12 protein-coding genes are annotated in these 14,173 nt (G+C 75.8%); 5 read left to right on the forward strand and 7 right to left on the reverse strand.

Going from position 1 to position 14,173, the window contains the following annotated elements; translation table 11 throughout:
- Positions 1–58: 58 nt before the first annotated feature.
- The 7 genes from EJK16_RS17955 to mtrA form a co-directional block, all read right to left on the reverse strand.
- A complete protein-coding gene (locus tag EJK16_RS17955; protein WP_127131833.1) occupies positions 59–583 on the reverse strand; it encodes a uracil-DNA glycosylase family protein in 525 nt (174 codons plus the stop codon).
- Positions 465–1,352 (reverse strand): DUF72 domain-containing protein, encoded by an 888-nt coding sequence (locus tag EJK16_RS17960; protein ID WP_127131835.1) that lies wholly within the window; start codon positions 1,350–1,352, stop codon positions 465–467. Before EJK16_RS17960 ends, EJK16_RS17955 begins: the two co-directional genes overlap by 119 nt.
- Positions 1,353–1,480: 128 nt before the next feature.
- Positions 1,481–2,167 (reverse strand): ribosome hibernation-promoting factor, HPF/YfiA family, encoded by a 687-nt coding sequence (gene hpf / locus EJK16_RS17965; protein WP_127131837.1) that lies wholly within the window; start codon positions 2,165–2,167, stop codon positions 1,481–1,483.
- Between the two features lie 193 nt (positions 2,168–2,360).
- Entirely contained in the window at positions 2,361–3,350 is a 990-nt protein-coding gene (locus EJK16_RS17970) for a ComF family protein (RefSeq protein WP_127131839.1), read from the reverse strand.
- A 158-nt stretch (positions 3,351–3,508) separates the two neighbouring features.
- On the reverse strand, positions 3,509–5,293 hold the full coding sequence (locus EJK16_RS17975) for an LpqB family beta-propeller domain-containing protein (protein WP_127131841.1): 1,785 nt from the start codon (positions 5,291–5,293) through the stop codon (positions 3,509–3,511).
- Positions 5,290–7,116, reverse strand: coding sequence for an MtrAB system histidine kinase MtrB (mtrB, locus tag EJK16_RS17980; protein ID WP_240646148.1), 1,827 nt, complete (start codon positions 7,114–7,116; stop codon positions 5,290–5,292). Before mtrB ends, EJK16_RS17975 begins: the two co-directional genes overlap by 4 nt.
- Before the next feature lie 2 nt (positions 7,117–7,118).
- Positions 7,119–7,802, reverse strand: a complete 684-nt coding sequence (gene mtrA, locus EJK16_RS17985; RefSeq protein WP_127131843.1) for an MtrAB system response regulator MtrA — start codon at positions 7,800–7,802, stop codon at positions 7,119–7,121.
- 304 nt (positions 7,803–8,106) lie between these two features.
- Here mtrA and EJK16_RS17990 point away from each other — a divergent pair, with 304 nt between their 5' ends.
- The 5 genes from EJK16_RS17990 to EJK16_RS18010 are packed head-to-tail and all read left to right on the forward strand — an operon-like array spanning position 8,107 to position 14,155.
- A complete protein-coding gene (locus EJK16_RS17990) occupies positions 8,107–9,666 on the forward strand; it encodes a glycerophosphoryl diester phosphodiesterase membrane domain-containing protein (protein WP_127131845.1) in 1,560 nt (519 codons plus the stop codon).
- A gap of 1 nt (position 9,667) precedes the next feature.
- Positions 9,668–10,408 (forward strand): DUF4129 domain-containing protein, encoded by a 741-nt coding sequence (locus EJK16_RS17995; RefSeq protein WP_205739835.1) that lies wholly within the window; start codon positions 9,668–9,670, stop codon positions 10,406–10,408.
- Entirely contained in the window at positions 10,405–11,667 is a 1,263-nt protein-coding gene (locus EJK16_RS18000; protein ID WP_127131847.1) for a DUF4350 domain-containing protein, read from the forward strand. Before EJK16_RS17995 ends, EJK16_RS18000 begins: the two co-directional genes overlap by 4 nt.
- Complete coding sequence (locus EJK16_RS18005; protein WP_240646149.1) at positions 11,664–12,863, forward strand: MoxR family ATPase; 1,200 nt, start codon at positions 11,664–11,666, stop codon at positions 12,861–12,863. Before EJK16_RS18000 ends, EJK16_RS18005 begins: the two co-directional genes overlap by 4 nt.
- Positions 12,863–14,155, forward strand: a complete 1,293-nt coding sequence (locus EJK16_RS18010; protein ID WP_127131849.1) for a DUF58 domain-containing protein — start codon at positions 12,863–12,865, stop codon at positions 14,153–14,155. The genes EJK16_RS18005 and EJK16_RS18010 overlap by 1 nt, the downstream gene beginning before the upstream one ends.
- Positions 14,156–14,173 lie beyond the last annotated feature (18 nt).

Raw genomic sequence — 14,173 nt, forward strand, 5'->3', positions numbered from 1 at the left:
TTGCGGCGCGATCCGCGCGGCGGGCGGTGGGTCGGGCAGCGGGCGGCGGGCGGCGGGGTCACGCCACTGCGGCGCGCGGGTCGGCGACGAGGCCGTCGAAGGCCTCGTCCCACCCCGGCTTGCCCCGCAGGCGCAGCACCGCCGAGGGGTGGGTCGTGATGAGCACCCGCATCTCGCCGGCCGGCCCCGGGTGGCTCTGGACCTTCCCGCGCTCGGCGGTGACGCGCACCTCGCGGCCGAGGACCGCGCGCCCGGCCCTCGCGCCCAGGCAGACCACGACGCCGGGGCGGACGGCGGCGAGCTCGGCCTCGAGCCAGGGCAGGCAGGCGGCGATGTGCGCGGCGCCGGGGCTCTTGTGGATGCGGCGCTTGCCGCGCGGGGCGAACCTGAAGTGTCGACGTCCCTTCCGGCGGCACCCACCGCTGCGCGCCCGGGCGCCGCGCCTCCTGCCCCGACCTGGCCACCTACTCCTCCTCCGTGAGCACGGCGCCGGGCGCCCCCGCCCAGGCGGGGCGCGCGCCCGCGGGCCGTGCCGCGATGTCGCCCAGACGCGCGGCCAGCGCCATGGCGTCGACCGGCGCACGGACCTTGACGTCGTTGTCGAAGTAGACGTACACGTCTCGGCCGTCGGCGTGCCAGCGGCGGATCTTCCCGGCCCAGGCGTCGAGGGCCTCGTCGCTGTACCCGCTGACGTAGAGCTCCTCGTCCCCGTGCAGCCGCACGTACACGACGTCGGAGGTCACTTCCTCGAGCAGCGGCCACCGGCCCGCGGTGTCCGCGACGACGCAGGCGACGCCGTGCTCGCGCAGCAGGGCGAGGCAGGTTGGGTCGCGGTAGCTCTCGTGGCGCACCTCCAGGGCGTGGCGCAGCGGCCGGTCGGCGTCCGTGGTGGTCCACGCCGGGTCCTTCACGCGCTGGTCGTGGCCGGCGGCGATCTCCGCCGCGGCGGCCGTGGTGCGTGGGAGCGAGGCGAGGAAGGCGTCGAGCCGACCCGCGTCGAACGGCAGCTGCGGCGGCAGCTGCCAGAGCACCGGCCCGAGCTTCTCGCCCAGCGCGAGCACGCCGGAGGCGAAGAAGTTGGCCAGCGGCACCGCGACGTCGTTGAGCTTCTTCAGGTGCGTGATGAAGCGGCCGCCCTTGACGGCGAAGACGAAACCGGGCGGCGTGTGCGCGGCCCACGCCTGGTAGCTCGCCGGCGCCTGGAGGGAGTAGAACGACCCGTTGATCTCGACGGTCGCGAGGCGGCCTGCGACGTAGTCCAGCTCGAGGCGCTGCGGCAGGCCGCGGGGGTAGAAGTTCCCCCGCCAGGGTGCGTACCGCCATCCGGAGATACCGACGTGGACGAGGGCCATGCCTCGTCACTGTAGGCGGCGGTCGGGACTGCGGCGCGGGCTGGCGCGGGGCGCCGCGGGCCGGCGCGGCAAACGACGGGGCCCACCGCCGGTGAGGCGGTGGGCCCTGCCGTTCTCCTGCTCGAAGGTCAGACGCGTTCGGCCACGGGCGCGGTCACGTGGTCCAGGGTTCCGTCTGGGGACTCGGTCATGTCGGCGACGACCGTGTTGAGGCGGATCACGCCGTACGTCCACCCGTGGCGGTGGTACGCCACGCACGGCTGGCCGGTCTCGTCGTCGATGAAGAGGTAGAACGGGTGCCCGACGAGCTCCATCTCGTACAGGGCCTGGTCCACGGTCATGGGGGTCGCCTCGTGCAGCTTCTGGCGCACGATGACGGGGGAGTCGCCCAGCTGGGCCTCCACGCTCTGGCCCGGCTCGGTCGGCGCGACCGGGTGGTCGGGCATGTCGTCGGTCGGCTGCCCCTCGGGCGTGGGCACCAGGGCGTCCGCGGGCGGCGTGGCGTAGCGGTGGTGGTCCTTGCGGCGATCCCGGGACCTGCGCAGCCGCTCGAGCAGCTTGCCGGCGGCCATGTCGAGTGCGCCGTAGCGGTCGGAGGCCTTCGCCTCGGCCCGGATGACTGGGCCCTTGTCACGCACGGTGATCTCGACGCGTTCCGCCTGGTCGCTCTGGCGTGGGTTGCGCTCGTGCGTGAGCTCGACGTCCACCCGCTGCGCGCGTGGGGCAAGCTGCTCGATCTTGGCGAGCTTGTCCTCCACGTGGGTGCGGAAGCGGTCGGCGATCTCGGTGTTGCGACCCTTGACGACGATCTCCATGGTGACCTCCATAGGTCGTTGACGGGGCTCTGGGGCCCCGGACTGGTGCGTGTGTGGTGCGGGCTCGCCGGACTCACGGGCGAGCGGTAGGGGTGGTAACCACCTCCTCCGGGACCCGGCCGGGCGCGGTTCGCGCTCTCCTGCGCTCCACCAGCTGCCACGGCCTGTGCTCCATGCACTTACGTTAGTCGCATCACACGTGCCGGTGACCCACCAAGGTCCCACCATCTGGGACGGGCCTCACGGCGGGTGCCGGCGTCGACGCCAGCACGAAGGCTCCGGCCACCCGGTTCCCACGTGCCTCCAGCGCCGCCCGGCAGGCGGCGAGCGTGGCGCCGGTCGTGACCACGTCGTCCACCAGGACGACGACGGCGCCGGCGGGGAGCCCGGTCAGCACGGCCACGCTGCCGCGCCGGTTCGTCGCCCTGCCCCGGGCGCCGAGCCCCGACTGGTGCTCGCCGCCCCGGCGTCGCCGCAGGACATCGACGACCAGGACCCGGGAGATGCCGGGCTCGGGTGCGGCGCCCGTCCGCGCCGCCTGCAGGCCGGCGGCAATGCCTTGCCCGACGGCGTCGGCGAGCTCGGCCACGACGAGGCGGCGCTGGAGCCGACGCCGCCACCCCGAAGGTGCCGGCACCACCACGACGTCGCGCCGCGGGGGCACCCCGGGCGCGACGACGTCGCCGGTGACGGCGCCGGCAGTGGCGGGGGCGGCGGGGGCGGCGGGGGCGGCGGGGGCGGCGGGGGCGGGGGCGGCGGGGGCGGCGGGGGCGGCGGGGGCGGCGGTGCCAGTCTCGTGGGCGACGTCGGCGCCGGCCTCGTTGTCGGCCTCGGGTCCGCGGAGGTCGAGAGCGAGCGCCCAGCCCTGGGCGGCGGCGGTGGCCGCCGCCAGGATCGCGGGCGCGATGTCCCGGCGCTGGTGGTTCTTCCAGGCCAGCACGATGGCACGGAGCGCCCCGCGGTACGGCCCGATCGACCAGGTCGGCAGCGGCGCGCCCGACCACTCCCCCGCGATCATGGGGGCGTCCGCCTCGCACCGGGTGGGCGCCGCGCCCAAAAGCTCCCGGCACGCGGGGCACAGCGCGACGTCCCAGCGCCCGCACCCCGCGCACTCCACCGGCAGCACGAGGGCGGTGGCGTCCGCGAGCGCGCCGGTCAGCCGTCTGAGCCGGTCCGTCACCACCTCGTCAGTGTGGCCGGAGCGCCGCCCGCCGCCGCACGCACGTCGGAGTTCCTGTGGACGGCCGGGGCTGTGGACCGCGGCGACCCCACGGGCAGCCCGAGACCCGCGTCCACCGGGCAGCCCGAGCCCGGCGTCAGCCGCGCAGCGCGAGACCGGCGTCAGCCGGGCAGCGCGGGGTCGTAGACGTTGCCGAGCACAGGCCGCCAGGCGGCACCGTTGCGTTCGTAGAGCCGCCCGGACTCCGTGCCCAGCACAATCGACCTGTCCCCTCGACCGGCCGTGATCGAGACGGTGCCGTCCACGGCGGGCAGCAGCGAGGTCGGCCCGCCGAGCGGGATCAGGTGAACCGTGGGCGCCGGGTCGCCGCCGGAGGTGCCCAGCGCCGCCACGGTCTGCTCGTCGACCCACACGGCCTGCGTGGCGTCGGTGAGCCGGTCCCCGATGCGCGCGGGCTCGCCCAGGCCGCGCGGGGTGCCGTCGAGCCCGCGCACCACGGTGGCGACGTCGACGACAGTGGTGCCCGCCGACTGCCAGACGATGACGGCGCGAGCGCCCTCCCGGGAGATCCGGATCGAGCGGACGGTGCCGCCGTCCAGCCACGGCGCGCTGACGTCGGCGCGCGTGCCGTCGGGCCGCACGGCGGTGAGGTGCCCGTTGCTGGCCGCGGGGGTGGTCCAGACCCAGCCCTGCCGGTCGACGGAGGGTGCCACGAGCGAGGTGCCCTGCGCGAGGAGGAACGGCTGGGCGTCGCCCTCGGGCGCCGTGACCAGGCGGTCCGGGCCGTCGAGGAGCACCGTGGTCGAGGCCGTGCCCTCGTACCCGAGGGCGGGGTGACGCGGGTCCATCCCCGCCATCTGCTGTGCCCCCGCGCGGGGTGCGAGGTCGCCCCCGACGACGTCGGCGAGCGCCCCGTCCGAGATGACGACGAGGTTGCTCGCGGTGTAGGGGTAGGCGGAGAGGTCCGGGATGTCCCCGGTGATCTCGAAGGGGGCGTTCGCCGCCGTGATCTGGACCTGCTGCACGCCCCCGACCCCGCGCAGCGTCCGCTCGATCTGGGCGTAGAGCAGGACGCGCTGCTCGGGGTCCGCCGCCAGGGAGTCGGCTGACAGGTCGACCTGTGCCACCCGCTCGCTGACGGCCACCGACTCGACGGTCATGCGCGTGCCCGCCGGGACCATCGTGGTGACGCCGGGCTCGAGCCACGGCGCCGGGCCGTTCAGCAGGCCGCGCACCAGCGCCGTCGCGAGGTTGTGGCGCGGGTACCAGCGCACGTCCGGCACGAGGGCCTCGAGGTCGGGGGTGAGGAAGTACAGCGCGCCCTGGGCGTAGACGGAGCTGAAGTTGGCGGCGAGCAGCAGTACCCCGTCGTCGAGCTCGATGATGCGCCACTCCCCGTCGGCGTTGCGCGCGAGCGTGAAGTCGGTCTGGATCATGGTCTGCGGGGCGGACTCGGTGTAGAGCCCGTCCGAGTCCACGGAGGCCTGGGCCGGCACGCTCAGGCGCACGCCGCCGTCGGGCGCGCGGGAGTACGCGGGCGGCTGGCTGTCGGAGTAGATGCGGACCTGCTCCAGCGGCTGCCACGTGGAGACGGCGGTGCCCGCGAGGAACTGGCGGGCGACGAGGAACTCGTCGGAGTACCCGGCCGCGGAGGCGGTGAGGAAGCCGTCGACGATGTCCTGCGGGGACGCGTCGGCCTCCGGCCCGCGGGCGAACAGACCGATGCCCTGGGAGGCGGGCAGGTCCGGCTCGGAGGCGGTCACGGGCCCGGAGCGGGGCAGGCTCGCGCACCCGGCGAGGACGAGGGCCGCGGCCAGGGCGACGACGGCGCGGAGGAGGCGGGTGCGCAGGCGCGTCATGCCGGGCGCGGGCGGCCGGCCGTCCGGCGACGGCGAGTCCGTGCGCGCATGGCGGGTGATGGCCGGCGCGTTGGGCGGGGTGCTCATCGATCCTCCTGTCCGGGTCCGGGGCGCGTGGGGCGCCCCTGCGCCCGGTCGGGCCGGGGTGCGCCGTCCGCCTCGCGTGCGCCGTCGGCCGGCCCGGACTCCTCCCCGGCCCCGGACACACCGCCGCCGGACTGGGCCGCCAGCTCCGGCGTCGGCTCCGGGGCGGGGACGAGCGGGACCGGGGGCGTGCCGATGACCGCGCCGGCCCGGCGCGGGAGCGTGAGCAGGAAGGAGGCACCCGTGCCGGGGCGCCCGGCGGCCTCCAGGGTCCCGCCGTGCAGGCGCGTGTCCTCCATCGAGATGGACAGGCCCAGGCCCGTGCCGCCCGTCGTGCGCGCGCGGGCGGGGTCGGCGCGCCAGAACCGGTCGAAGACGTGCGAGGCGTCCTCCTCGGACATGCCGATCCCATGGTCGAGCACCCGCACGCTCACGGCGCTGGCGCTGCAGCCGATGGTGATGTCGATCGGTCGGCCCTCGCCGTGCTCGACGGCGTTGTTGAACAGGTTGCGCAGCACCCGCTCGACCCGTCGGGAGTCCACGTCGGCGGTGCACGGGCTGTCGGGGGCGTGCACCCGGATCTGGGAACCCTTCTGCTCGGCGAGGAAGGAGTTCATCTCCACCACCCGGGCCACGAGGTCGCGCATGTCCCGCACCTCCACGTCGAGCGAGGCGGCGCCGGCGTCGAAGCGGGAGATCTCGAGCAGGTCGGCCAGCATCGACTCGAACCGGTCGAGCTGGGTGTGCATGAGCTCGGCGGAGCGGCGCACGGCCGGGTCGAAGGAGTCCCGGGCGTCGAAGATGAGCTCGCTCGCCATGCGGATCGTCGTGAGCGGGGTCCGCAGCTCGTGGGAGACGTCGGAGACGAACCGCTGCTCGAGGCGTGAGAGCTCTTCCATCTGCTCGATCTGGCTCTGCAGCGAGCCGGCCATCTCGTTGAAGGAGTCACCCAGCAGCGCGAGCTCGTCGTGCCCCTGGACCTCCATGCGTTCGTCGAGCAGGCCGTCCGCCAGCCGTTCCGCCGTGAACGCGGCCTCGCGCACCGGCGCCAGCACCCAGCGGGTGATCAGCCACGTCATGGCGCCCAACAGCACCACGACGGCGACTGCGCCGACCGACAGGATCCGCAGGACCAGGAAGACGGTCTGCTCCTCCGGCTCGAGCGTGTAGACCATGTACAGCTCGTAGGCGCCGGCGGCGGGCAGGGTGACCGGGGCACCGACGACGATGCCCGGCTCGTCGCCGTCGATCCCCGGCACGGCGACGGCCTGCCAGTGCTGCCCGCCCTTCTCCTGCACGGCGGCGCGCAGCTCCGGGGTGACCAGGTCGCGCAGCGCGTTGTTCGTGGCGGGCTCGGCGATGGTCACGGCGGAGGTCGCCTTGGGCGAGCGCCAGAGCATGGTGCCGATCCCGCCGGACGTGGCGCTCTGCGCCGAGCTGATCCAGTCGTTGGCAATGAGCTGGACCTGCGGGCTGGTGGTGGCCGTGGCCGAGTCGAAGGTCTGCTGGGCGTCGCGCGTGCGCAGCGCCGCGTCCTCCAACATCTGGGTCACGCGCTGGTCGTACAGGCCGTCGCGGATCTGCACCGCGATGACCCCGCCCAGGACGGCGAGCGCGAGGATGCCGCCGACCACGGTGACCGTGACCACGCGCACGCTCAGCGACGACCGCCACCGGCGGGCCAGCCGCAGGAGCTTGCGGCGCAGCCGCAGCCGCAGGCTCCGCCGGGACCGCGGCCGGTAGGTCGTCGCAGGTCCACGCGGGTGCGGCATCGACCCGAGGAGGTGGACCGGGTCGTCGCCGCCCGGCACCACGGGGGCGTCCAAGCTCACTCCCGGGGGGTCCCCGCCCGGTACCCGACGCCGCGCACCGTGACGACGACCTCGGGGTGCTCCGGGTCCTGCTCGACCTTGGAGCGCAGCCGCTGGACGTGCACGTTGACGAGCCGCGTGTCGGCGGCGTGCCGGTAGCCCCACACCTGCTCGAGGAGGACCTCGCGGCTGAAGACCTGCCAGGGCTTGCGGGCCAGGGCCACCAGGAGGTCGAACTCCAGCGGCGTCAGGGCGATCACGCGGTCGCGGCGCTTGACCTCATGCCCGGCGACGTCGATGGTCAGGTCGCCGATGCGGAGCTTCTCGGGCTCCGGCTCGTCCTGGCGGCGCAGCCGCGCCCGCACGCGCGCCACGAGCTCCTTGGGCTTGAAGGGCTTGGCGATGTAGTCGTCCGCGCCCGCCTCCAGCCCCGCGACGACGTCGAGCGTGTCCGACTTGGCGGTGAGCATGACGATCGGCACGTCGGACTCGGCGCGGATGGCGCGGCAGATCTGGATGCCGTCCAGGCCCGGGAGCATGAGGTCGAGGAGGACGAGGTCCGGCTGCTCGGCGCGGAACAGGTCCGGCGCGAGGGCGCCGTCCGCGCAGAAGATGGGCTCGAAACCCTCGGCCTCGAGAACGATGCCGATCATCTCGGCCAGCGCGGTGTCGTCGTCAACCACGAGAAGACGCGAATTCATGTGCTTATGTTCCCATCTCCCGGGGACACCGCCGTCACCCGCGCTGACGGCGGCCCCGGAGCCACCCCCGGCACCACCCTCCGCGGCATGCTCGGCGGGGGTGGCCGACGTGCGCCGGCGGTCCGGCGGGCGGGCCGCCCGAGAGGCCCACCCGGCAGGGCCGCCCGGCAGGCTCACCCGGCAGGCCCGCCCGGCCGGCCCGCACCGCGGACGCACCGTTCCCGCCCGTGGCCCGCTGGCGTGGGACGATGGCACCAGCACGTACACCGGGGCGCAGGTGCCCACCTGCGAGGAAGGCGCCGTCATGACGAGCAACCACCCGAGCCGGGACGACCGACCGGACGATCCGGCCCGGCAGGCCACCGGCGAGCACGGCACGGGCGACGGCCCGCAGTCGGCGCACCAGGCGGACCAGTCGCAGCGCCGACCGGACGTGCCCTGGCAGGGCCAGGGGCCGGACCAGACCCCTGCGCCGGGCCAGGGGCCGAACGCACAGCGCGGCCATGCGTCGCCCCCCTGGCAGGGCCAGAACGCCGGCTCGCACGGGCAGTCCTACGGTGAGCAGCCCCGGTACGGGCAGTACAGCCAGCCCGACGGCGGAACGCCGCCGCAGCCCGAGCAGCCCGGCAGGTACGGGCAGTACGGCCAGCCGGGGGTCGGTCAGCCGCAGCCTGGCCAGCAGCCCCAGTACGGCCAGCAGGCGCAGCCTGGCCAGTACGGCCAGCAGCCCCAGTACGGGCAGTACGGCCAGCCAGGCGCCGGTCAGCCGCAGTACGGCCAGCCAGGCGCCGGTCAGCCGCAGTACGGGCAGTACGGCCAGCCGGCCGCCGGTCAGCCGCAGCACGGGCAGTACGGCCAGCAACCCCAGTACGGGCAGTACGGCCAGCCCGGTTCCGGGGTCCCCCAGTACTCCGCGCCCTACGGCTTCGGCGGTGCGCCGCAGCCCGGGATCATCCCGCTGCGGCCCCTCAACGTCGGCGAGATCCTCGACGGGGCGTTCCGGTCGATCCGCGCCAACCCGAAGGTGATGTTCGGCCTGTCCCTGCTGGTCATGGGCATCCTGACCCTCATCGACGCGATCGCCTTCCGCGCCACCCTCGAGCAGACGCTCCCGCTGCTGAGCGGCGCCGCAACCCCTGAGGCGCTCGGGGCCATCAGCGCCGGCAGCGTCCTGGGGTACCTCTTCTCGTCCCTGGCCATCTCGATCGCCTCCGTGGTGCTGACCGGGTTGCTGATCATCTCGGTGAGCCAGTCCGTCATCGGCCGGGTGGTCAGCGCCAAGGAACTCTGGGAGCACGCCAAGGGCCAGGCCTGGCGGCTGATCGGGTTGACGCTGCTGCTGACGCTCCTGAGCATCGCCCTTGTCGCCGTCGTCGGCGTGGTGATCGCGCTGCTCATCGCGGGCGTCTCCGCCTCGGGGAGCGGGGCGGGGGCCGCCGTGGCGGGCCTCGTCGGCTTCCTGCTGGTGCTGGCGGCCCTTGTGGTCGCGGCGTTCTTCACGGTGCGCCTCGGGATCGCCGCCCCCGCGCTGATGCTCGAGCGCACGGGCATCATCCCGTCCATCCGGCGCTCATGGTCCCTCACGTCGGGCAACTTCTGGCGGATCTTCGGGGCCCTGGCCCTTGCCGCGATCATCGTCACGATCATCACGTCGGTGCTCACGATCCCCATCAGCGTCGTCACGGCCTTCCTTGGCCCCCAGGCGGTGGTCGCGTCGGCCATCGTCACGTACGTGCTCTCGGCCGTCGTCTCCGCCCTGACCACCCCGTTCTTCTCGGCCGTGCTGGCCCTGGTCTACGTCGATGTGCGGATGCGCAAGGAAGGCCTGGACGTCGAGCTGGCCCGGGCGGCCGAGGCCGGCTGAGGTGCTGGTTCCGACCCTGTGGCTCACGCTCGCCCGCGGCGTGCCGGTCGACCCGGACGCCGCCGAGGCGCGGCGCTGGGCCGAGCGGGAGCTGTCCAAGGCCGTCTACGACACCTCCCCCAGCCTCCTCGACCGCATCGCCGACTGGCTCGGCAGCCTCCTCGACGGCCTCGGCCGGCTCGGCGGCGCGACCCCGTCGGCCCTGGTGCCGGTGATCCTCGTGGTGCTGTTCGTCGGGGTCGTCGCCCTCGCCCTCGCCCTGGGCGGCCGGGCGAGGCGCCGCCGCGCCGCGGATCTGGTGGCCGGATCCTCGGCGCTGTTCGAGGACTACCGCACCAGTGCCGAGCTCGCCGCGACGGCGGACGCCGCGGCCCGTCGCGGTGACTTCGCCCTCGCCGTGCTCGAGCGCTTCCGCTCGATCATCCGCGGCCTCGACGAGCGCGCGATCCTCGACGACCGGCCCGGCCTCACCGCGCACGAGGCCACCACGCTGGCGGCGGAGCGGCTCCCGGATGTCACCGCCGGCCTGATCTGGGCCGGGGATCTCTTCGACGGAGTCCGGTACGGCCGGACCACGCCCGGGCAGCCGGACGACGAGGCGTTGCGCCGACTCGCGACGGAGGTCGCCCACGCCCGGCCCGCCCGCCCCGTCGGGGGGCCGGGGGGCCACGACGCGGCCCGCCTGGTCGGCGCCCAGCCGGGCGCCGAGGCACGCGGCGGCGCGGACGGGCGGGACTCGTGAGCGCGACCACGTCGAGCACCCCGTGGGCCGCCCCCGGCGCGCCCGAGCCCGGCGGCGCCGGCCACGAAGGCACCGGACACGAGCGCGCCCATGGCGCCGCCGGTCCCGCCGGCGACCGGGCGGCCGGCGGGGGCCGCGGGCGCTCGTGGTGGCACCGGCACCGGATGGCCGTCCTGGTCCTCGCCGGCTTCGCCGCGCTCCTGCTGCTCGCCTACGCCGTGACCGGGCGCGCCTCCACCCGCCCCCTCGCGCCCGACAACGCCGAGCCGGCCGGCGCCCGCGCCGCCGCGGTCCTCCTGCGCGAGCAGGGTGTCCGCGTTCAGGAGGCGACCACCCTCGCGGAGGCCGGCGCGCTCGCCGGCCCGGAGAGCACCGTGCTCGTCACGGACGTGACGCTGCTGTCCGCCGGGCAGCGCGCCGACCTGCTGGGCACGGGGGCGGACCTGGTGGTCGTGGGCGCGACATACGGCACCCTCGAGGGCCTCGGCGCTCCGGTCACGCCGAGCGGCGCCGGCTCCGCCGACCCCGTTCAGGCCCGGTGCGCCGACCCCGACGCGCACGCGGCCTCGCGGCTGGCGTTCTCCCGTGGCTCGGTGACGGCGGAGCCCGGCTCCGGCGTCGTCGTCTGCTTCCCGGTGGGCAAGGAGGGCGCGGGCGCCTACGCGGTGTGGGAGCACGGCAACCAGACCGTGCGCTACCTCGCCGACGCCCGCGTGATGACCAACGAGCACCTCGCGCAGGACGGCAACGCCGCCCTGACGCTGCGGATGCTCGGCCACCACGAGAACCTCGTGTGGTACCTGCCGTCGGCGCTCGACGCGTCCGCCGGCATCGACGACGTCGTGCCGGGCGTCCCGGTGCGCGCGCAGCTGGTCCTGCTCATGCTCGCCGTCGCCGTCGCCGTGCTGGCCCTGGGGCGCGGGCGGGCGATGGGCCGCGTGGTCACCGAGGTCATGCCGGTCGTCGTGCGCTCCGCGGAGACCACCCGCGGGCGCGGCCGCCTGTACCGGCGCTCCCGCGCGTACGACCACGCCGCCGCCGCCCTGCGCGCCGGCGCCGCCAACCGGCTCGCGGGCGCCCTCGGGTTGCCCCGGTCCGCGGGCGCCGAGACCCTCGTCGACGCCGTCGCCCGCGCCACCGGCCGCGGCGCGGACGAGCTCGGCGCCCTGCTGTACGGACCACCCCCCACCGGCGACGCCGCACTGCTGGCGCTGTCCACCGCGCTCGACACCCTGGAAAGCGAGGTTCACCGATCGTGAGCTATCCCCCGTACGGCCAGCCGCCCGCCACGCAGCAGCCCGGCGCGTACCGGCCCGGCGAGGACCGGCCCGGCGCGGAGCCCGGTGGGTACCCGCCCGGCACTCAGGAGCCCGGCCGGTACCGGGCCGAGGCGCGCCACGACGGCGGACCGGCGGCCGGCGCTCACCAGCCCGGCGCGAACCAGCGCGGTCCCCGGGACGGCGCCCACCAGCCGGGCACCCCCGCCGTCGCCCCGGTCGCCGCCCCGTCCGAGGCGCGCGAGAAGCTCGGCGGGCTGCGCGACGAGATCGGCAAGGCCGTCGTCGGGCAGGACGCGGCCGTCACAGGCCTGGTCATCGCGCTGCTGTGCGGCGGGCACGTGCTCCTCGAGGGCGTGCCCGGCGTCGCCAAGACCCTGCTCGTGCGCGCGCTCGCCGCGAGCCTGGACCTGGGCACCAAGCGGGTGCAGTTCACGCCGGACCTCATGCCCGGCGACGTCACCGGCTCGCTCGTCTACGACGCCCACACCGCGGAGTTCTCCTTCCGCGAGGGCCCGGTGTTCACCAACCTCATGCTCGCCGACGAGATCAACCGCACGCCCCCCAAGACCCAGGCCTCCCTGCTCGAGGCCATGGAGGAGCGGCAGGTCTCCGTCGACGGCGTGCCGCGCCCGCTCCCCGACCCGTTCATGGTGGTCGCCACCCAGAACCCGGTGGAGTACGAGGGCACCTACCCCCTGCCCGAGGCGCAGCTCGACCGGTTCCTGCTCAAGGTCCTCCTCCCCCTGCCCGAGCGCCGCGACGAGATCGAGGTCCTCTACCGGCACAGCCACGCCTTCGACCCGCGCGACCTCGCCGGGGCGGGGATCCGGCCCGTGGCCGGGGCCGCGGACATCGCCGCCGCCCGCGCCGAGGTGGCCGGCGTGCAGGTCGCCCCCGAGGTGCTCGGCTACATCGTCGACCTCGTGCGCGCCACGCGGACCTCCCCCTCGCTCTCGCTCGGCGTCTCGCCGCGCGGGGCGACGGCGCTGCTCGCCACCTCCCGGGCGTGGGCGTGGCTCTCGGGGCGCGGTTACGTCACCCCCGACGACGTCAAGGCCCTGGCCCACCCGACGCTGCGCCACCGCGTGCAGCTGCGCGCCGAGGCGGAGCTCGAGGGCGTCACCGCGGAGACCGTCCTGGGTGGGGTGCTCGCCGCGGTGCCGGTGCCGCGCTGATGGTCCCCACCACCCGGGCGGCGCTGCTGGCCGCCGCCGGCGTCGTGCCGGTGCTGCTGTGGCCGCGCCCGCTGACGGTGGGCGTGTGGGCGGCGCTGGTCGTGCTCGCCTGCGTGGTGGACGCCGCCCTGGCCGCGTCCCCGAGGCGGGTCTCGGTGAGCCGGGACGTCGCCGGGTCGGTGCGCCTGGGCGAGCCGACGACGTCGACCCTGACCGTGGCGCACCCCGGCCCGCGGACGCTGCGGGCGCTGGTGCGCGACGCCTGGCCGCCCTCGGTGAGCGCCGCGTCGAACCGGCACCGCGTCACCGTCCCCGCCGGGGAGCGCCGCCGGGTGCGCACCACGCTCGTGCCCACCCGCCGCGGCGACCGGGCCGCGGACCTCGTCACCGTCCGGGCGCTCGGGCCCCTGGGGCTGGCCGCCCGGCAGGCCTCGCTGGCCGCGCCGGCGGTGCTGCGGGTACTGCCCGCGTTCACCTCCCGGCGCCACCTGCCCTCCCGGCTGGCGCGGCTGCGCGAGATGGACGGCCGCACCGCGGTGCTCGTGCGCGGCCAGGGCACCGAGTTCGACTCGCTGCGCGAGTACGTCTTCGGCGACGACGTCCGCGCCATCGACTGGCGCGCCACCGCCCGCGGCGGGGACGTGGTCGTTCGGACGTGGCGCCCAGAGCGCGACCGGCGGGTGCTCATCGTGCTCGACGTCGCCCGCCTGTCCGCGGCCCGGCTCGGCGACGCGCCGCGCCTGGACGCCCAGATCGAGGCGGCGCTGCTGCTGGCGGCGCTGGCCTCCCGCGCCGGGGACCGCGTGGACCTCGTGGCCGTGGACAACCAGGTCCGCGCTCGGGTCGCCGGCGAGCACGGGCCCCGGCTGATGGGCGCGCTGGCCGCGGCCATGGCGCCGCTGGAGCCGTCGCTGGTGGAGATCAGCTGGCCGGGCGTCACGCAGGTCGTGCGCGACACACTCTCCCAGCGCGCCCTGGTGGTGCTGCTCACCGCGCTCGAGCCCTCCGCGGTGACGTCCGGGCTGCTGCCGGTGGCGGGGGCCCTGACCCGGGACCACACCGTGGTGCTGGCCTCGGCCTCCGACCCCGAGGTGGAGGCGATCCGCCGCGACCGCTCCGACTCCGACGCGGTCTTCGACGCCGCGGCCGCCGAGCGCGGCGAGCTCGAGCGCGACGCCGTCGCCGTGCGCCTGCGGCGGCGCGGTGTCGAGGTGGTCGAGGCCGCGCCGGACGACCTCGCGCCCGCGCTGGCCGACACCTACCTCCGGCTCAAGGCCGCCGGGCGGCTGTAGCCCTCCCGCCCCGCACAC

Source organism: Georgenia sp. SYP-B2076, assembly GCF_003991205.1.
In the GTDB taxonomy this organism is placed as follows: Bacteria; Actinomycetota; Actinomycetes; order Actinomycetales; family Actinomycetaceae; genus Georgenia.